Origin of the sequence: Acinetobacter portensis (genome assembly GCF_023158935.1) — a bacterium.
Taxonomy (GTDB): Bacteria; Pseudomonadota; Gammaproteobacteria; order Pseudomonadales; family Moraxellaceae; genus Acinetobacter; species Acinetobacter faecalis.
Genome location: NZ_CP096120.1, coordinates 311,669 through 331,613, shown reverse-complemented (window position 1 = coordinate 331,613; position 19,945 = coordinate 311,669). Strand labels below are relative to the sequence as shown.

General features: G+C 38.4%; 19 protein-coding genes and 2 pseudogenes. 8 read left to right on the top strand and 13 right to left on the bottom strand.

Translation table 11 applies throughout. From position 1 onward, the window contains the following. Positions 1–10: 10 nt before the first annotated feature. Positions 11–778 (bottom strand): NAD(P)H-binding protein, encoded by a 768-nt coding sequence (locus tag MZO21_RS01615; protein WP_154771846.1) that lies wholly within the window; start codon positions 776–778, stop codon positions 11–13. Between the two features lie 33 nt (positions 779–811). Here MZO21_RS01615 and recG point away from each other — a divergent pair, with 33 nt between their 5' ends. The 5 genes and pseudogenes from recG to MZO21_RS01590 all read left to right on the top strand — a co-directional run. Beyond that, the gene (gene recG, locus MZO21_RS01610; RefSeq protein WP_248101991.1) at positions 812–2,857 is read left to right on the top strand and encodes an ATP-dependent DNA helicase RecG; all 2,046 of its coding nucleotides are present in this window, start codon (positions 812–814) and stop codon (positions 2,855–2,857) included. Further along, positions 2,850–3,257, top strand: a pseudogene (locus tag MZO21_RS01605) (ComF family protein); the annotation flags it as partial. The gene recG and the pseudogene MZO21_RS01605, both read left to right, overlap by 8 nt. Before the next feature lie 27 nt (positions 3,258–3,284). Beyond that, positions 3,285–3,590 carry an IS630 transposase-related protein gene (locus MZO21_RS01600; RefSeq protein ID WP_087547287.1) on the top strand — a complete coding sequence of 102 codons (306 nt, stop codon included), beginning with the start codon at positions 3,285–3,287 and terminating at the stop codon, positions 3,588–3,590. A 47-nt stretch (positions 3,591–3,637) separates the two neighbouring features. Beyond that, a complete protein-coding gene (locus tag MZO21_RS01595) occupies positions 3,638–4,123 on the top strand; it encodes a transposase (protein WP_227557093.1) in 486 nt (161 codons plus the stop codon). A 7-nt stretch (positions 4,124–4,130) separates the two neighbouring features. Next, positions 4,131–4,358 (top strand): annotated as a pseudogene (locus MZO21_RS01590) (ComF family protein); the annotation flags it as partial. 71 nt (positions 4,359–4,429) lie between these two features. On the opposite strand, the gene MZO21_RS01585 reads toward MZO21_RS01590, so the two are convergent. Together MZO21_RS01585 and MZO21_RS01580 are read right to left on the bottom strand one after the other, a co-directional pair. Then, positions 4,430–4,834, bottom strand: a complete 405-nt coding sequence (locus MZO21_RS01585) for an NUDIX hydrolase (RefSeq protein ID WP_154771843.1) — start codon at positions 4,832–4,834, stop codon at positions 4,430–4,432. Next, positions 4,831–5,430 (bottom strand): TIGR00730 family Rossman fold protein, encoded by a 600-nt coding sequence (locus tag MZO21_RS01580; RefSeq protein ID WP_154771842.1) that lies wholly within the window; start codon positions 5,428–5,430, stop codon positions 4,831–4,833. The genes MZO21_RS01585 and MZO21_RS01580 overlap by 4 nt, the downstream gene beginning before the upstream one ends. Before the next feature lie 152 nt (positions 5,431–5,582). Between MZO21_RS01580 and MZO21_RS01575 the strand changes: the two genes are divergently transcribed. After that, on the top strand, positions 5,583–6,596 hold the full coding sequence (locus tag MZO21_RS01575; RefSeq protein ID WP_154771841.1) for a CorA family divalent cation transporter: 1,014 nt from the start codon (positions 5,583–5,585) through the stop codon (positions 6,594–6,596). 112 nt (positions 6,597–6,708) lie between these two features. Here MZO21_RS01575 and MZO21_RS01570 read toward each other — a convergent pair whose 3' ends face one another. The 9 genes from MZO21_RS01570 to dxs form a co-directional block, all read right to left on the bottom strand. Continuing rightward, positions 6,709–6,999 carry an STAS domain-containing protein gene (locus tag MZO21_RS01570; RefSeq protein ID WP_171501178.1) on the bottom strand — a complete coding sequence of 97 codons (291 nt, stop codon included), beginning with the start codon at positions 6,997–6,999 and terminating at the stop codon, positions 6,709–6,711. A gap of 13 nt (positions 7,000–7,012) precedes the next feature. After that, positions 7,013–7,642: an MlaC/ttg2D family ABC transporter substrate-binding protein gene (locus tag MZO21_RS01565; protein ID WP_154771840.1), complete on the bottom strand. Its 630-nt coding sequence runs from the start codon at positions 7,640–7,642 to the stop codon at positions 7,013–7,015. A 20-nt stretch (positions 7,643–7,662) separates the two neighbouring features. Continuing rightward, positions 7,663–8,343, bottom strand: a complete 681-nt coding sequence (locus MZO21_RS01560) for an outer membrane lipid asymmetry maintenance protein MlaD (protein WP_154771839.1) — start codon at positions 8,341–8,343, stop codon at positions 7,663–7,665. Continuing rightward, positions 8,343–9,122, bottom strand: coding sequence for a lipid asymmetry maintenance ABC transporter permease subunit MlaE (mlaE, locus tag MZO21_RS01555; RefSeq protein ID WP_154771838.1), 780 nt, complete (start codon positions 9,120–9,122; stop codon positions 8,343–8,345). Before mlaE ends, MZO21_RS01560 begins: the two co-directional genes overlap by 1 nt. Then, positions 9,119–9,937, bottom strand: a complete 819-nt coding sequence (locus MZO21_RS01550) for an ABC transporter ATP-binding protein (protein WP_154771837.1) — start codon at positions 9,935–9,937, stop codon at positions 9,119–9,121. Before MZO21_RS01550 ends, mlaE begins: the two co-directional genes overlap by 4 nt. 362 nt (positions 9,938–10,299) lie before the next feature. Beyond that, the gene (locus MZO21_RS01545) at positions 10,300–12,219 is read right to left on the bottom strand and encodes a DEAD/DEAH box helicase (RefSeq protein ID WP_154771836.1); all 1,920 of its coding nucleotides are present in this window, start codon (positions 12,217–12,219) and stop codon (positions 10,300–10,302) included. Positions 12,220–12,592: 373 nt separating this feature from the next. After that, on the bottom strand, positions 12,593–13,198 hold the full coding sequence (locus MZO21_RS01540; RefSeq protein WP_282441548.1) for a MarC family protein: 606 nt from the start codon (positions 13,196–13,198) through the stop codon (positions 12,593–12,595). Between the two features lie 201 nt (positions 13,199–13,399). Continuing rightward, entirely contained in the window at positions 13,400–14,230 is an 831-nt protein-coding gene (locus MZO21_RS01535) for an inositol monophosphatase family protein (protein ID WP_248102933.1), read from the bottom strand. A 113-nt stretch (positions 14,231–14,343) separates the two neighbouring features. Further along, positions 14,344–16,254: a 1-deoxy-D-xylulose-5-phosphate synthase gene (gene dxs / locus MZO21_RS01530; RefSeq protein ID WP_248102929.1), complete on the bottom strand. Its 1,911-nt coding sequence runs from the start codon at positions 16,252–16,254 to the stop codon at positions 14,344–14,346. 309 nt (positions 16,255–16,563) lie between these two features. Between dxs and ribA the strand changes: the two genes are divergently transcribed. Further along, entirely contained in the window at positions 16,564–17,172 is a 609-nt protein-coding gene (gene ribA / locus MZO21_RS01525) for a GTP cyclohydrolase II (protein WP_171501177.1), read from the top strand. A gap of 64 nt (positions 17,173–17,236) precedes the next feature. Here ribA and hemN read toward each other — a convergent pair whose 3' ends face one another. Then, complete coding sequence (gene hemN / locus MZO21_RS01520) at positions 17,237–18,601, bottom strand: oxygen-independent coproporphyrinogen III oxidase (RefSeq protein ID WP_154771832.1); 1,365 nt, start codon at positions 18,599–18,601, stop codon at positions 17,237–17,239. A 227-nt stretch (positions 18,602–18,828) separates the two neighbouring features. On the opposite strand from hemN, the gene hemF reads away from it, so the two are divergent. After that, entirely contained in the window at positions 18,829–19,773 is a 945-nt protein-coding gene (gene hemF, locus MZO21_RS01515; RefSeq protein ID WP_248102926.1) for an oxygen-dependent coproporphyrinogen oxidase, read from the top strand. The last annotated feature ends 172 nt before the right edge of the window (positions 19,774–19,945 follow it).

The window sequence follows — 19,945 nt, the reverse complement described above, 5'->3', positions numbered from 1 at the left end:
TATGCAAAGCTTAATGCTGAATAAGTTTAAATCCTGTTTCATTCATTCGCATTGCAAAAATTCGCTTTCCGGTTTCATTCTGACTTTCCAAAACCAACTCAGGAAAACCCTTTTCCTTTTGAATTTTTAAAATCTTTTCATGTAAAGGTTCAGGTAAATTATTGGTCACAATATAACTTTTCTTAGGATGTTCCACGTGAAGTAGATGCGCTAAGAAACAAGATAAATCATCTATATGAATACGGTTAGACCAATGAATATTAGGATACGTTTTTGTGTTTTCTGCAAGACGAATCATACGTTCAGATAAACCATCATAAATACCTGCAGGACGAATAATGGCGCATCTTTCAGCATAAGCTTTTAAATAAACCTGCTCCATTTCTGCCAAAATTTGCCCTTGTTCATCTTTAGGCGAAATTGAAGTTTCATCATCCACTCGCTCCCCTGCATTTTCACCATATACCCGCGTAGAAGACACCACAATTACACGCTTTACAGGATGATCTATTAAAGCCTGAATAATTGAATATGCAGAATTCAAATAAGTTTCCCTGTATCCATCTACATTGCTTTGTTTCGGAGACAGTAAAATATAAACACAATCTACAGGTTTAATTTGGCTTAAATTAAGATGATGAATATCTTGAATAAGATGCGTTGCATATTCATCTGTTTTCGGACTTGAACTAATTGTGGTAATTTGATGATCGAGCGCAAATAGTTGTTTAGCAACGCGCTGAGATGTTTTACCATAACCTATAAATAAAATATGCATTTAGCACCAAATCACAGACTAAGTTGAGGGGACATGGCCGCAGTCCACCAATTGCAAGGCGTAGGAAATGCCTCTGCTGCTTTACTAGAAAAGCTAAATATCTTTAACACAGATGATTTGCTGTTTCATCTTCCACGTGACTATGAAGATCGTAGCACGATCATTCCTATGAACCAATTGGTCGTAGGCAGAAGCTATTTGCTTGAAGGTATTGTAAAAGGTGTCGATTTTCCACCGGGCAAACGTAAGTCTATGGCGGTATTACTCGATGATGATTTTGGCAAAGTCACTTTACGTTTTTATCATGTTTATAAAGGCATTACAGATCGGGCAAAAGTTGGCAACCGTTTAAGAATATTTGGTGAAGTTCGTGTAGGCGCTCGTGGTTTAGAGCTTTATCATCCTGAAATACAAGTTATTAGTGAACACACACCTCTTCCGCAAACTCAGCTTACGGCAATTTACCCAAGCACAGAAGGGTTAACGCAACCTAAGATTCGTGAATATGTGAAGCAAGCGCTACAACAACATAGCGATGATTTACCTGAATTATTACCTAAAAAATTCACCAATGGATATGCATTAAAAGAAGCGTTGGATTATATTCACCATCCACCTGTAGATGCCAATATGGTTCAGTTGTCGCAAGGCTCACATCCTGCGCAACAACGTTTAATTTTTGAAGAGCTTGTTGCACATCAAGTCAGCTTACTCACGCGACGTGCCTATATTCAGCAAATTGAAGCACCTTCATTTTCACCAAGTAAAAAGTATACAAAAGCATTATTAAGTGCACTACCTTTTGAAATGACAGGCGCACAAAAGCGTGTTTCCAAAGAAATTGAAGATGATTTGAAACTCAATAAACCTATGCTTCGCTTAATTCAGGGTGATGTAGGTGCAGGCAAAACATTAGTTGCGGGTGTGGCTGCTTGCCATGCTTTAGAAGAAGGCTGGCAAGTTGCTTTAATGGCACCTACAGAAATTTTAGCAGAACAACATTACTTAAATTTCAAGAAATGGTTTGAGCCTTTAGGTCTGTCTGTATCTTGGCTTTCAGGCAAACAAAAAGGCAAAGCTCGCGCAGCAGCAGAGCAAATTATTAAAGATGGTTCAGCTCATTTAATTGTTGGAACACATGCGCTATTTCAGGAAAATGTTGAATTTGCCAAGCTTGGCTTAGTCATTATTGATGAACAACATCGCTTTGGTGTAGATCAACGTCTAGCTTTACGTAATAAAGGCTTAGATGGTATGACACCACATCAATTGGTGATGACTGCTACCCCTATTCCTCGTACTCTGGCTATGTCTGCTTATGGTGACTTGGATACTTCAGTCATTGATGAACTACCACCGGGTCGAACACCAATTCAAACCGTGACTATTCCGCTAGATAGACGTGAAGAAGTATTAAATAGAATTGCGACCAATTGTGCCGAAGACAAACAAGCTTATTGGGTCTGTACCCTTGTCGAGCAATCTGAAACTTTAGATGCACAAGCTGCCGAAGCAACTTATCAAGAAATTCGTGAGCGTTTCCCACATTTAAAAGTTGGCTTAGTTCACGGCAAAATGAAAGCAGACGAAAAGCAATCTGTAATGCAACAATTCAAAGATAATGAATTACAGCTTCTTATTGCCACCACTGTGATTGAAGTGGGTGTCGATGTTCCAAACGCTTCCATTATGGTCATTGAAAATGCGGAGCGTTTAGGACTTTCACAATTACACCAATTACGTGGTCGAGTTGGTCGTGGTGCAAAGGCAAGTTTCTGCGCCTTACTTTATAAAAACCCACTTTCTCAAAATGGGCAAGAACGCTTACGCATTATGCGTGAAACCAATGATGGCTTTTTAATTGCTGAAAAAGACTTAGAAATTCGTGGTCCTGGTGAACTATTAGGAACAAAACAAACAGGTGATATGGGCTTTCGTGTGGCTAAATTAGAACGTGATGATCATCTTCTAAGTCAAGCACATTATGTCGCACATCAAATTTTAAAAGACTATCCTACTCATGCCGATGCTTTATTAAAACGCTGGCTACCTGAAGCACCAAGGTACGCTTATGTTTAATTTAATAAAAAGTGCTACTTCACAATTAAGCACATTGGACACTTGCCAACTTTGCGGTGTAGATGCCCAAGCAATGCATTCTATTTGCCAAGACTGCTGGAATAATTTACCTTGGTATAAACAAAATATACAACGCCAAGAAATAGATATTTCTGTCGCTTGTTACTATGCCTATCCTATAGATCGAATTATTCAAAAGTTTAAATATGAACAACAGCTTCATTATCAAACGTTATTGGCTGGCGTTTTAAAAGAAGTTCGTATTCCTAAAGTACAAGCCATTGTGCCTATGCCAATTTCAAATGAACGCCTAGTAGAGCGTGGTTTCAACCAAGCCTTGGTATTGGCACAAATATTAACGAAAGATTTAAACATTCCTGTTTGGCAACCTATAGCCAAATCCTAAAAACTATAGAACAATAGAGATATGGGATATTCAAAAGATTTTAAAGACAAAGTCATAGAAATTATGATTCGAGATGAAATGTCTGTGCGAAAAGCAGCACAGCATTTTAACATCTGTATACAGACAATTCAGAACTGGAAAAAGTCCACTACAAACAAACCTATTCCTGGCCGTCCAGCTAAAATTAGCAGAGAGCAAATATTGAAGGATGTTGAACAATATCCTGATGATTATCAGTATGAGCGAGCTGAACGTTTAGGAGTAAGCACTCATGCGGTATTTAATGCGTTACATGCCGCAGGAATATCGCGTAAAAAAAGACGTTAAAGCATCCTAAAGCAGATCAAAATCAACGTCAGCAATTTCAAAATCTCATAGAGTGTTTAGAAGGGAAATTGCCTCTGATTTACATAGATGAAAGTGGTTTTCAAAGTGAAAGTACCAGAACTCATAGTTATAGCCTTCAAGGAACACGTGCTGAAGGTAAATTTAACTGGCAGTTGAAGAATTGCAGTAATGTGATCGGTGCAATCATTGAAAATAGATTGCTGACAGTTGGTGTGTTTAATTGTTCAGTGAACACAGAAGTATTTGAATGTTGGATTGAACAGGATTTATTACCTAAGTTGAAAGAAAGCAGTGTTTTGATTATGGACAATGCGACCTTTCACAAAGGGAAAAGACTTCAGGAGTTGGTACGTTGTGCGGGCCATTACATTGTGTGGCTTCCTAGATATAGTCCAGATTTAAATCCAATAGAAAATATGTGGTCGCGAGTCAAGGCGATTCGAAATAAGTTTAGAGTTAAAGATATTGATAAATTATTTAAAGATTACTGTAATGATTTATTTAGTATTTAGCTATATATCACGCTCAAATCAATATTCACAAAAAGGCTTAAACCGCTTAGAACGCCTTGAAAATATTGATACCCAATTTGAAATCAATGAACTATCAAAAATCAAATATCGTCGTGTACTTATTTTGGATGATGTTGTGACAACAGGAAGTTCAATTCACGCATTGAAACTTAAATTAGAAGAGTTAGGTTGCCAAAAAATCTATGCAACTTGTCTCGCCTACGCAGACAATTAAAAACATCATAAAAAAGGAAAGAACATGTCTTTCCTTTTTATTAAGTGTCTAAATTTATTAAATAGTGGGAATTAAACCACAACTTCTGCTAAATACTTTTTCACCCAAGGAATAGCGACTTCCGTAGTTAACGGTGCTAAACGCGTATCTACATCGTCTAAATCAATCCATTTCATTTCTGCAATTTCAGCATCAATATGTGGCTGTTCATTGAGTTCAATAAAATATACATAACTTACAAGTTGATAATCAGGCTCATTTGCTGCAAGCGTTTCAAAGCGACCAATAAATTTTTCAATACGAGCTTCACAGCCAATTTCTTCCTGAATTTCACGAAGCATTGTCACTTCAGGTAATTCATTTGGTTCTAACTTTCCACCCACTTGCATGAAAAATTCTGTATTTTTCTTACGTACCACAAGAAGTTGCTGCTGATTATTTAAGATAATTGCCGCAGCAACTGTTATTAATTTCATGTATTTTCCACTACTGTTGAACGTTCAACCATTCCCCATTTCGGTTCAGGTGCAACAAATTTTTCGAACTGACTTAAAACATCTTGAATAGAAGATGACGAAATTAAAGTATTGGTAAATCGCTCATGCGTGAAACCCTTTTGGGTTGTTACCTCAATAAACTTAATTAACTCATCATAGAAACCATCTACATTTAAAAATGCACAAGGCTTTAAGTGAATACCCAATTGCGCCCAAGTCCATTGTTCAAAAATTTCTTCTAACGTTCCAACACCACCTGGCATTGCAATAAATGCATCAGATAATTCAGACATTTTTGTCTTGCGCTCATGCATATCTTTTACAACATGTAATTCGGTTAAATGAGGATGCGCCAACTCTTTATTTACAAGTACTTCTGGAATCACGCCAATAACGCGCCCACCGGCTTGTAAAGCACTATCTGCAACAACACCCATTAAGCCAGATTTACCGCCACCGTAAACCAATGTTTTGCCTTGCTCTGCTATTGCTCGACCAACATCTTGTGCAGTTTGATTAAAGATTTCATCTGTACCAAATGCAGAGCCACAAAATACAGCAATAGAATTTGTCATTTTTTCACCATGTTATTGTGTTTAGATACACTACTATTACGTTCAAGTACTTTTTTTAACTAAAATAATGATATGGATCGTGCTTTTCATTAAAACCTTGTCTAAAATACACGCATTACAAATATGGATACTGCGCAAAGGAGAAAAGACGAATGCTTGAAGCCTTTCACTCTACCGAGCGCGGTAGTTTAGAAGATGCAACCATCAATGGTGGCTTCGATTTACATCAAGATTTGGTTTGGATTGACCTTATTGCACCTTCCCAAGAAGAACAACAATGGGTGTTAGATGCTTATGACCAAAACCTACCCACTTTAAAATCATTAGAAGACATTTCATCTTCAGCTCGATTCTACCGTGATGATGACGGTATTTTACATATTAGTACGTACTTTTTAACGAAAAATAAAAACTTCCAACTTGATGGCGAACCTGAAGAGAATTCAAGCATTCTTTCAACTGTTCAAACCGTTGCATTCATTTTACATAAAGATCGCTTATTTACCTTACGTGGTGAAAAGCTCGTGGCTTTTCGTGCCTTCCGTGCTCGAGCGCGTCGTAATGATTACGAAATCGATTATAAAGACCCAACATGGGTACTTTTAGGTTTATTAGAAGCAAAGCTCGATGAACTTGCGGATATTTTGGAAGATATCCACAAAGACTTAGAAAAGTACTCAACAGAAGTTCTAAATAACCGTCATCGTGAACAGATGCTAGATTTAGATGACATGATTACACGCCTTGCACAGTTAGAAGATACGCTTGGAAAAGCGCAACTATGCTTAATCGATTTACGTCGTGTACTCACCTTTTTAGCTCGTCCTCGTGCTTTAGGTAGTCATATTTATGATGCTGACATTCGTGAGTTAAGTGAAGATGTTCGTTCACTTGTAGAACACGATGCTTTCTTATTCCAAAAAGTTCGATTCTTACTTGATACAACATCTGGATTCATCAATACTGAACAGAATGACACGATTCGTCGATTCTCTATTTTACCAAGTATGCTTGCTCCACCTATGCTTGTTGCAAGTGTTTATGGCATGAATACAGAAGTCTTACCCTTTGCCCATGGCACAACAAGTTTTATTGTTGTGAGTGCAATTTTGTTAGCCTTCTTTGTTGGCCCAATGATTTACTTCCGCTGGAAAAAATGGATTTGAGTATTTCAATTTCCCTCTCTTTCTAGGAGAGGGTTAGGGAGAGGTAAACAAGCAAAAATATACCCAACAATAAAAAAGCACCTTTCGGTGCTTTTTTAGATTTAAACTTTGCTTAATCTAGCAATTGCAAATCACTTTCTAAATGACAGGCTTGAATAATATTCATCATTTTAGCTGGCACAGACTTAAACTTCAGCCCATTTGAATTGGGGGTTTGACGCAACAAACGCACCAATACAGCCAAAGCTAAAGTACTACCATGTTCAAGTTGAGATAAATCTACAACTGCTGGTAATTCAATTTTGGTCTGAAGAATTGCCAATCCTTCCTGATAATATTCTTCAGCATTATCGTAATCAATTTTACCCGAAACGACCAACTGCTGATTTTTAAATTCAATCACTGATCACCTACTATTATTTATTTACAGCAGCTTCAGCATCTGGTTTAAAGTTCGCAATTGCTTTGTCGATATTACCGCCATTACGCTTTACAGTCGCAGCAAATTGATTACGGAACTGTAAGCCCAAATCAATACCAGAAACATTGATATTACGTACCTTCCACTGATTCCCTTTATCAACCAACTGGAAAGATACAGGAATTTTTTCACCCTTATTATTAAAGTCAATTGTCACAACAGGATTCTTGCTGTTAGTCGCTTTATAAGGACGCAATGTATACGTTTGATTTGAGAATTTAGCAAAAGCAGAGCCATAATTTTCAATTAAAGTTTCACGAAAATTCTTTTCAAATTGAGCACGCTGCGCGGCAGAGCTATATTGATTAGTCGCATAAGTTCCCATCACAATACGCGTAAATGCTTGTGAGTCGATATACGGATCTAAGTTTTGACGAACAATCGTTTTTACTAAAGCAGGATTTGACTGCAACTTAGAACTATCCGCTTTTAAGCGTGCAATTAAACCATCTGCTACTTTTTTAACAAATGCAGGAGGTGCTTCAGCAGGAGCAGCAAAAGCTGTGCTCGCAATCATTGTAGAAAGAATGCTAGCGGTTAATGTCTGTTTTAATAAAATATTCATTTTCTATATTCCAAAATTATTTATTCAACAAAAGATGGTTCAGCACTGGCTGTATCTGATGAGGTTTGAGTCTCGCCTGCATCACCACTGTCTTTAGCTTTACTTTCACCAGCTCCACCCGTTACAAATTTAGAAATTAAATCTTCAATTTCCATTGTGCTTTGAGTGTTAGAAATTTCATCACCACGTTTTAAATAGCTCAAGCCACCACCTGGTACAATTTTCAGGTATTTCTCACCTAAAAGACCGTTGGTTGCAACCATAATATAAGCATCTTCATCAATATTTGTGATGGATTTCATGTTAGCAATAAGTTGCTTTTCCATTTCTTTTTGTTCTACTTTAGAAGCAGCTTCATAGTCTGAGCTATAACGTAACTCTTCTAATGCTTCACTTTGAACTTGTTCTAATTGCTTTGCATTAAATGACGTTAAAGTACCATCCAAAGTCATATGAACAGTTGCTAAACGTGTTACAGGATCTAGAGTAATTTCATCTACCTGCCCCACTTTAACACCGCTTAACGCTACTTTTGCACGTGGTTTAATACCGTTTACATTGTCAAATGTTGCAGACATTTCATAGCTGTCACTAATATTTGTTCCAACTAAACCACTCACGCGCATTGCTAAGAAAAATAATGCAATACCAAAAAGAATTACAAATATGCCGACTGCCAGCTCACTAGTACGTGATTTCATTAAACACCTCCGAACATGACCGCAGTCAACACGAAATCAAAACCTAAAACACAAAGAGATGAATACACCACTGTGCGCGTTGTTGAAGTTGCAATACCTTCAGATGTTGGCTCACAGGCATAACCTTGATAAACCGCAATCCAAGTACAAATTAATGCAAAAACAAAACTTTTAATAATTGTGCCATTAAAGACATCTTTATAGAATTGCACGCTACTTTCCATGCCACTCCAATAAGAACCTTCATCCGCACCTAAGAAATCTACCCCTACCATTTTACCCCCCATAATACCTACGGCAGCAAAAATGACAGAAAGCATTGGCAAACTAAAGATACCTGCCCATAAACGCGGTGAAATCACACGTTTAAGTGGGTCGACACCTATCATTTCCATACTTGAGAGTTGTTCTGTCGCTTTCATTAAGCCAATTTCAGCCGTCAGTGCAGAACCTGCACGACCTGCAAATAATAAAGCGGCAACAACAGGAGCAAGCTCTCTTAGTAATGTTAAAGCAACTGCTGTACCCAGCATTGCCTCACTACCAAAAGTCACTAAAATGCTGTACATCTGCAAGCCTAAAACAGCACCAATAAACAAGCCAGATACAACAATAATAAGCAACGACATCACACCAACACGGTACATTTGGTAGATGAAAAGCTTGACACCTTGCCATGTAGGTAGTGATGTTAAAATCTGTAAAAGCATAAGCGTAGCAACACCAATTCCGCGAATACGCTCAATAACGCGTCTACCTAATAAGGCAATAGCATTCATGAACCAACCTCATTGCTTAAATATGCTTGATGACTAAACTGATAATCGACAGGACCATCAATGGAACCTGTCAAAAATTGCTGAACAAAAGGAGATGAATGTACTTTTAATTCCTCAGGTGTACCCTCACCCTGCACCTTCCCTTCAGCTACAACATAAATGTAATCTGCAATAGATAAAGTTTCGGCAACATCATGCGACACAATAATTGTTGTTAAATCTAAAGCTTCACGTAGTGAACGAATTAAACGAGTAAGCACACCCATTACAATTGGATCTTGTCCTGCAAATGGCTCATCGTACATGATTAATTCAGGATCAAGCGCAATTGCACGCGCCAAAGCAACACGTCTATTCATACCACCAGATAATTCAGATGGCATAAGTTGCTCTGCGCCTCTTAAGCCTACAGATTCAAGCTTTAAAGCAACAAGTTCAGCAATTAAATGCTCAGATAATTTTGTATGTGCACGTATTGGAAAAGCGACATTTTCATAAACCGTCATATCTGTAAAAAGCGCGCCACTTTGGAAAAGCATACCCATACGAGCACGTGCAGCAAATAACTCTGAACGAGACATATCTGCAATATTCTTGTTATCTAATAATATTTCACCAGAATCTGGCGTAAGCTGACCACCTATTAGGCGTAATAATGTTGTTTTACCCGTACCCGAAGGCCCCATAATTGCGGTAATTTGGCCACGACGAATATTCATATCAATATTATCGTAGATAACACGCTCCCCTCGTTTAAAGCTCAAATTCTTAACTTGAATAAGCGGATGAGCTTCTAGGGATTCTTGATTATTCATAGCCGAGCTTGTCCCGAATAAGTATTTTCAGCGCGTATAATATAAATGATTAGAGATAAAATTGTTACCTCTGAATGTTTTAAGATCTAGTTTATATTTTTTCTAAGTATTATTTTTAATAATTGAATTTACGAGATGTATGTATATAGAAAAAAAAGCACATTGCAGAGAACTAGAGCTAAACCGATATATGGCATAAGCACCTCTTGTACAGCTTTATAGTTTGCAGTTTTCAAATTATTACCAATCATTATTATCAAAAATGAATTATTATGTGATTAATTATACATTATTATTATTGTTATGCAAAATTTAAACAAAAAAACCGATGGATGACCATCGGCTTTTTTCTTAAATTCGTATTAGTCGTTAAATTTACGACGTGGACGATCTTCACCAAATGTACGCTCACCACGTGGTTTATCATCAAAACTACGACGTGGACGGTCTTCACCACCAAATGTACGTTTTGGACGATCATCAAATGAACGTTGTGGACGGTCACCGAAACCACCTTCACGACGTGGAGCTGGACGATCACCAAAATCACGTTTTGGACGGTCACCGAAACCGCCTTCACGACGTGGAGCTGGACGATCACCAAAATCACGTTTTGGACGATCACCGAAACCACCTTCACGAGGTTTGTAATCTACACGATTACCACGGTTGTCATCATTTGAACGAGGACGGTCATTAAAACCACCTTCACGACGTGGGCGATCACCGAAACCACCTTCGCGACGTGGTGGACGATCTTCAAATGAACGCTGTGGACGATCACCAAAACCGCCTTCACGACGTGGTGGACGATCTTCAAATGAACGTTGTGGACGATCACCAAAACCGCCTTCACGACGTGGAGCTGGACGATCACCAAAATCACGACGTGGACGATCTTCACCGCCAAAAGCAGGACGTTCGCCACGTGGTTTGTCATCGTAGCTACGACGTGGACGATCTTCACCGCCTTCACGACGTTTGAAGTTGCTTTCGCCTTCAAAACGGCTACGACCACCGCCATCACGACCACGACCACCGCCGAAACCACCACGACCACGACCACCGCCATCACGACCACGACCACCGCCATCACGGCTACCGCGTGCAGGAGGTGGAGATGGCTCAAGACCTTCAATTTCAGATACGTTTAGACGAGCATCTAAGAAATCTTCCAAAGCACGAATCTTGCCGCGTTCACGGTAAGTTGCAAGTGTAATTGCTTTACCTGTACGACCAGCACGACCTGTACGACCAATACGGTGTACATAATCTTCGTTCTTCATAGGAAGACCAAAGTTAATTACGTGTGAAATTGTTGGTACGTCAAGACCACGAGCAGCAACGTCTGTCGCAACTAAAATCTTAGCACGACCTTCACGAATGCTACGTAAACGACGGTTACGTACAGTTTGTGGCATAGCACCGTGAAGCGCTACAACTGATAAACCTGCTTCAGCAAGTTCTTCAGCTAGCATATCTGTATCTTCTTGAGTAGAAGCAAATACTACAGCTTGATCAACGTCTTCAGCGCTTAACCAATGCGTAAGTAATTTTTTCTTGTGTTCAAAGCCATCAGTCCAATGCAATGTTTGAGTGATGTCAGTGTTTGTAGAGTGACCAGTTTCGATCGAAATACGTTGTGGGTCATTCATCATGCGTTCTGCAAGGCTGATAATACGACCAGCAAAAGTTGCAGAGAACATTAATGTTTGTTTGCGGTTAGCAGCAAAATCACTAATTGCTTCTAGGTCTTCAGAGAAACCTAGGTCAAGCATACGGTCAGCTTCATCAACGATTAACGCGTCAACTTTGTCTAATTTAATTTGACGACGATTTACCAAGTCAAGTAAACGACCTGGAGTTGCAACAACAACTTGCGCGCCTTTTAATTGTTGGATTTGTTTACCAAAAGGCATACCGCCCATAATTGCAGCAATACGAACACCTTTCATGTGACGTACAAGTGCAATCGCATCTTGGCTAACTTGTTGAGCCAATTCACGTGTTGGGCAAAGAACCAAAATATTTGGTTGAGTTACTGCTTTCATGCGGTCCTTGAAAGGAACCAAAGCATCTTCAGACGTAAGTGCGTTTAATGTAGGGAGAAGAAACGCAGCAGTTTTACCAGAACCAGTTTGGCTTGATACAAGAAGGTCTTTACCTTCTAAAGCAGCAGGAATCGCTTGTTCTTGAACAGGTGTAGGCGTAGTAAAGCCTAATGCTTGTAAACCCTGTTGTAACGATTCATGTAAAGGAAAATCAGCAAAAGTTTTGCTCATAGAGTATTTCACCCGGAAATGGGGTGCTCCATTAAAAATAAGTCAGATGGACATCGGCAAAAAGCGGCACAGCAATAATCGCTGACAATTTAGATTCAGCGGCGATCCGAGTAACGTCGATGTAATATAACGCACGTTTGATAACGGCTTATTAACCTGAAGGAATCGCTAAAGCGATTGGGGCGCGAGATATCGTCCTCTAGTTGGACCGCACGCGCATACACAATGATTTGAAGAGAAATGTTCAGGTAATGAACTAAAATATAAGTGCGTGGGCAGAGTATAACAGAGTTTTTTTAAAAGTCACCTATTTTAGTCAGCTAAACTAATTTTAATGATAAATAAGACTGATGTATAACAAGAAATATACTGTTTAAAAGTCTACAATCAGCCCAACCACACCATTAACAATCATATCAATTGCAATAGTACCAACCAATAGCGCGGCAATTCGACCAACAATATCAACATAGCGGTCAACATAATCGGCATGACTCACTTTTAAATTATCATGTGCGAATTTCATGAGAATTAATAAGCTACATGTAATAACCAAAGTCGCACCAATGACAGCTGCCGAACCTAATACTGAAATTTTAGAACCTGTAATGACTGATGCACTAACCGTTCCCGGGCCAATCATAAATGGCATTGCGATCATACCTGCTGCATTACCACCTCGAATATTACCAATGGTATCTGCACCTTCAAAAACAAAGCGATAACCAATAACTAAAAAGATAATACCGCCGAAAATTTGAAATGCCTCAAAACGTACTTGTAGGTATTGAGAAAAAATAGCTTCCCCACCCCATGCGAATAGAACAAATACCACATAAGAAATAATTGAACCCTGAATAAGAGCTTTATTAAAAATGGGTGCACTTAAATTTTTGATGAGTCCAAGCATATAAATACTCATCATAAATGGATTCAGCAAAGTAAAAAAAAGTGCAAAGGAGTGAATATAGTCTGTCAATTTTAATTCCTTTTAAACGATATCAACATCGCGTCGACGTTATTTTGGTTTCCAATATTTTTAATTCTAATGCTGTTTTCTTTAAGCTTAAAGCAACGACTACAAAACACATAAACTCTAAATAAAAAGCCCTCTTAATAAAGAGGGCTTTTTAAAAATCTTCAAAAACTCAAAATCTAAGTTCTATGACTAAGTCTTATATTACTTAGCTGCATCACCCCAAGCTGGTACAACAGCCTGCATAAGTGGTTTAAGCATTTTCATAGAACAAGCAAGTACTTGGCCATTTTCCATAGATTCGCTACCACCACGTGCATCGACTACAGTACCACCAGCTTCTTTAACAATTAACTCACCTGCTGCGATGTCCCATGGTTTTAAACCAAGTTCGAAGTAACCATCGAAACGACCAGCCGCAACGTATGCAAGATCTAATGCAGCAGAACCTGTACGACGGAATTGTGCGCCAGACTCAGTTACATTTAATAATGCATCGAAGTGATTTTTTGCGTATGAAACAACTTCACCGTTACGAATTTTACGGAACGCATGACCAACAGATAAGAATGTGTTGTTCAGGCTATCTTTCACATTTACGCGAATACGGCGTTGGTTCAACATTGCACCGCGACCGCGGCTTGCAGAGAATAGCTCATCTTTCACTGGGTCATAAATAACACCGTGTTGAGTTATACCTTTATGTTGAACTGCAATTGAAATACAGAAATGAGGTACGCCGTTAATGAAGTTTAATGTGCCATCAAGTGGATCAATTACCCAACACCATTCAGCATCGTGACCTTTACCTTCTTGATAACCAAACTCTTCACCAAGGAAGCTGTGGTTTTTATAGCTTTTACGTAGAGTATCGATAGCCAACTGTTCCAAGTAACGGTCTACACGCGTTACAGGACCATCAATCCCTTTTTCTTCGACTTGTAGATCGAGTTTATGACGATTTTGATGCGCTTTTAAAAGCTCTTGACCAACTAATTGAGCCGCACGCGCAGCCATAACCACCATAGGTTCCATTGAACACCCACTACAAATTTGAAGATACTGATAAAGAATAATGCATAAAAGCGCGTATATCTTAACAAATATAAGCGCTTTTATGTTAAAAAAATGTTGTTAAATTTTAAATATTACGATGAAACAGCATTTGTAATTCGAAGCAAAGCCTGTTGAATAGAGGCTTCTATGCCTTTTTCATCTAATCCAGCTTGTTGTAACATCTGTTCATGTGTCGCCTGATTCATGAAGTTATCTTCTAAACCTAAGTTTAAAATTGGCTTAACAATGCCTGCTTTTGCAAGGTATTCATTCACTGCACTACCTGCACCGCCCATAATGGCATGCTCTTCAACTGTTACAAATAATGCTGTGTTATCTGCAATAGCTGAAATCATTTGCTCATCCAGAGGTTTTACAAAACGCATGTTCACAACACGAACTGCCATTTCATTTTTTTGTGCAAATGCTTGAGCCGCTTCAGCTGCTGCTTGAACACGACTACCAAAAGCAAGTACTGAAATATACTCGTCGTATTGTTCATTAAATTTCGCAACAATTTCAGCTTTACCAATTTCTAAAGCTGTCATTTTTTCTTGAATGTCGACACCTAAGCCTGCACCACGTGGGTAACGAACAGCTGCGGGGCCTTTATGTAGATAGGCTGTATGTAACATTTGGCGACATTCGTTTTCATCTTTAGGTGCCATAATGACAATGTTTGGAACAGTACGCATAAATGCATAATCGTATGCACCTGCATGTGTTGGGCCATCTTCACCCACCAAACCTGCACGATCTATACCAAAAGTCACATCTAAATTCTGTAAAGCAACATCATGAATAAGTTGATCATATCCACGTTGCAAGAATGTAGAGTAAATTGCCACAACAGGTTTTAGCCCTTCACAAGCCATACCCGCTGCTAACGTCACCGCATGTTGTTCTGCAATTGCAACATCAAAAAAACGTTCTGGAAACTCTTTGGCAAATTGAACCATACCCGAGCCTTCACACATCGCTGGGGTAATTGCGAGTAAGCGCTCATCTTGTTTTGCTTCATCACACAACCATTGACCAAACACATCTGAATATTTTGGCACTTTATTTGTAGATGCTTTAGCATTTAATTTAGAAATTGCGTGATATTTAATTTGATCTGATTCTGCTGGTGCAAAACCTTTACCTTTCACGGTATAAATATGAATTAAACGTGGACCTTTACGCTTCTTTAATGCATTAAAAACGTGAACCAATTGGTTTACATCATGCCCATCAAAAGGACCAAAGTAATCAAAACCAATGGCTTTAAATAAGTTGTCTGCTACATCTGTTGCAGATTCATGCAACCGTGAATTGTACGTCCATTCAGGATGTGACTGTACGAAAGCTTCACCATCTTCAGTAATATTTACTGATTCACCACGTTCCCAAATTGCAGCTAAATGTTTAGCAAAACCACCTGTACTGCATGAAATAGACATATCGTTGTCATTTAAAACAATCATTAAGTCTGCATTATGTGCAACAGCATCGTTCATCGCTTCAAAAGCCATGCCTGCTGTCATTGCTCCATCACCAATAATAGCAACCACTTCGCAAGGGTCTTTTTGGTAACGACGTGCCAAAGACATACCTAAACCTGCTGAAATAGCAGTAGATGAATGTCCTACACCAAATGTGTCAAATACAGATTCTTCACGTGCAGGAAATGCAGCTAAACCATCTTTAGAGCGAATAGTTGTAAGCTCTTCACGACGACCTGTAAGTGCTTTATGCGGATAAGCTTGATGACCCACATCCCAAACTAAGCGATCTTTAGGTGTGTTAAAGCAATAATGCAAAGCCACTGAAAGCTCGACCACACCTAAGTTTGCACCAAAGTGCCCGCCACTTTGACCTGCTGCGTATAAAATGTATTGACGTAACTCATCTGCCAACTTTTCTAATTGGCTTTGCTCGAGTAAACGTAGTTGCTGTGGATGGTCTATGCCATCGAGCAATGGTGTTACAGGGCGAAGAGTTGGTATTTCGGTATACAACATATATGGCAAAGCCTTCTAAAGCCTGGCAAATACTAAGCTAGGTCAATGGGAATTAATCGATCATATAATCGAATGGTATCACCTTCAATCAGCAACACTTCTAGCAATGTAGTTTTGAGCTATGATTTTCAGTTTGGCGCGTATTTGGTGCGTAGATTATCCTGAATAATCCTACTCATTATCAACCATTATTCTCTTGTTTATACAAAAAAGAAAATCTTATACATAAATTATCGCTGCCAATTCTACTAATGTCTGAGCATTACGCTATACTTTATTCAATTATTAAACGATTTAACGGGTTAAGCTGTGCCTATAAAATTTGTTGCAACCTCAAAACTCCCAACCGCTTTCGGTGAATTTAAAATTACGGTTTTTCAAGATCCCCAAACAGGCGAAGAGCATGTTGCACTGTCTAAGGGCTTAGATACTCCGCCAACAGGTCCAGTACTTGTACGTATTCATTCAGAATGCTTAACAGGCGATGCTTTTGCTTCTTTAAAGTGCGATTGTGGACCACAATTACAAGCCACTCAAAAGCTTATTAATGAAGCTGGTCAAGGCGTGATTTTGTACCTTCGTCAGGAAGGCCGTGGTATTGGTTTAACCAATAAAATTCGCGCTTATGCTCTACAAGATCAAGGGCACGATACGGTAGATGCAAACTTAATGTTGAACTTACCTGCCGATGCTCGACGTTATGATATGTGTAATATCATGCTTGATCATTTAGAAATTAAAGAAGTTCAATTGATCACAAACAACCCACTTAAAATGAAAGCCCTTACAGATTTAGGTATTCAAGTTGTAGACCGTGTTCCACTTACAGTTGGTTTAAACCCGCATAATGAAGAATATTTAAAAACCAAACATGAGCGCATGTCGCACATGTACAAAACCGATGATTTTCAAATTTAAATAAATATAATCTAAAGCTCCCTAAATTTGACTGAACAGTTCAATATTTTAGGGAGCTTTTCATTTAAATCGTCATTGAGAAAATTTGTGTATTTGGCACTTTACGCTTCATACGCAAATCGAATGCCATACAAATATTACGCACAAAGGGTTTTCCCTTTTCTGTAATAGACAATCCATTTTCATATATTTCTAGTAAGCCATCTTTCTGCATTTCGTCAAGTTGTGAAATTACCTCATCCACTTCTGGGAAATACATAGAAGCATCTGCCCAAGATGTTTTGAAAGTGCACATCATATTTAGAATATGTTTTCTAATAATTAAATCTTCATGACTTAAAACATGCCCACGAAATACTGGAATTTCATTATTTTCTAAACGAGCATAATAATCTTCCAATACCTTTTCATTTTGCGCAAAGCTGTACCAACTGTCTGCAATGGAAGATACGCCCAAACCAATCATCAATTGTGTTTTAGATGCGGTATAACCCATAAAGTTACGATGCAATGTGCCTTCTTGGAAAGATTGATACATACCATCTTTTTCTAAAGCAAAATGATCCATCCCAATTTCGTGATAGCCATTTTCAAGCAGTTTCTTTTTGCCCTCTTCATAACATTGACGTTTTAAATCATCTTTTGGTACATCTGCATCTTTAAAACCACGTTGACCATTGCCTTTAATCCAAGGCACATGCGCATAGCTATAAAATGCCAAACGATCTGGCGTTAATTTATTGGTCTGTTCAATGGTATTTAAAACATCTTCTAAATTTTGAAATGGCAAACCAAAAACTAAATCATGTGAAATAGATTCATAACCAATTTCACGTGCCCACTGCGTTACACGCTCAACATTTTCAAAGGGCTGAATACGATGAATAGCTTTTTGAACGTTCTCATTATAGTCCTGAACACCATAACTCACACGGCGAAAACCTAAGTTATATAAGGCTTGCAGGTGTTCTTTTGTAGTGTTGTTCGGATGCCCTTCAAAGCTAAATTCGTGTGCATCTGCAATTTCAGATTTATCTAAAATTCCTTGAATAAGTTGTTGAATATGGTCAACTGAGAAGAACGTTGGTGTTCCACCACCCAAATGAATTTCTTTAATAACAGGCTTTTCTACCAATAATTCACAGTATAAGTCCCATTCTTTTAATACAGCTTGAATATAAGGTTGTTCAACTTCATGGCGCTTGGTCACACGTTTATGACAACCACAAAATGTACATAGGCTTTCACAAAATGGTAAGTGAATATAAAGACTTATACCTTCTGATTGATTAGATTCCTCAAAAGATTTTTTTAAACTTTGCTTCCAAAGCTCAAGAGAAAAAGTCGTGTTATCCCAATAAGGAACCGTTGGATAACTGGTATAGCGTGGTCCAGGAACATTATATTTTTGAACTAAAGAAGTACCCATATTTACCCACTTTTTCGGCTACGTTGTGACCACAACTTAAATAATTTATACCGCAATTTCATACATTGTGATGGGCTTAATCAAATATTTCAACAACACAACGTAAAAGCCTTAGTATTTTTAGGGCTTTTTAAATAACCAATCATCAACATCGATAAAAACCCCTTAAATTTTCTAAGATTTTATGTTTTGATGTACGCAATTAATAACTCCCTATGATGGTCGTGATGCAGAATCCTACTTCAGCTGATATTCAACGTGTTCGTGATTATTTAACAGACTTGCAAGCGCGTATTTGTGCCCGTTTAGAACAACAAGAAAAAATTGGCGGTGGTTCGGCAGAATTTAAAATTGATGATTGGGAACGCCCTGAAGGTGGTGGTGGTCGTTCACGTGTTTTACAAGATGGTACAGTTATTGAAAAAGGTGGTGTGATGTTCTCCCACATCAATATTTCAAAATTACCTACTTCTGCTACAGAACGTCACCCCAATATTGCAGGTGCAAAAGCCCAAGCGATGGGCGTTTCATTGGTAATTCATCCTAAAAACCCAAATGTTCCAACTTCACATGCCAATGTACGCTTATTTGTAGCTGAAAAAGAAGGACAAGATCCAATTTGGTGGTTTGGTGGTGGCTTCGACTTAACCCCATTTTATCCAAATGATGAAGATGTTTTGTCTTGGCACCAAACAGCACACGACCTATGTGCACCATTTGGTGATGAAATTTATGAAGAACACAAAAAATGGTGTGATGATTATTTCTATCTAAAGCATCGAGATGAACAACGTGGTGTTGGTGGTTTATTCTTTGATGATTTAAATCAATGGGATTTCGAAACGTGCTTTGAATACATGCAAGCGGTAGGTAATGGTTATTTAGAAGCAATTGTACCTATTTTTGAGCGCAACCAAGACAAACCATATACCGAAGCACAGCGCGACTTCCAGCTATACCGCCGTGGTCGTTATGTTGAATATAACTTGGTTTATGACCGTGGCACTTTATTTGGCTTACAAACTGGCGGACGTATTGAATCTATTTTGGTAAGTATGCCACCACTTGCAGCTTGGTCATATAGACCTGAATGGGATGAAAACTCTGCTGAAAAACGCCTAACTGATTTTTATTTAAAACCTCAAAATTGGTTAAATGAGCTAAAAAAATAATTGCTCAACAAGTTAAAAGCCACCTATTTGGTGGCTTTTTTATGAGAAAAGGGTGGTAAATTACACACCAAATATATTTACATACATCTTTTAACTATCGTATTGCACTTAAATCCTGTTTAATGAAGTTAATCTATTCAGATTCGTTACAGCTATTCATCTTATTGACACA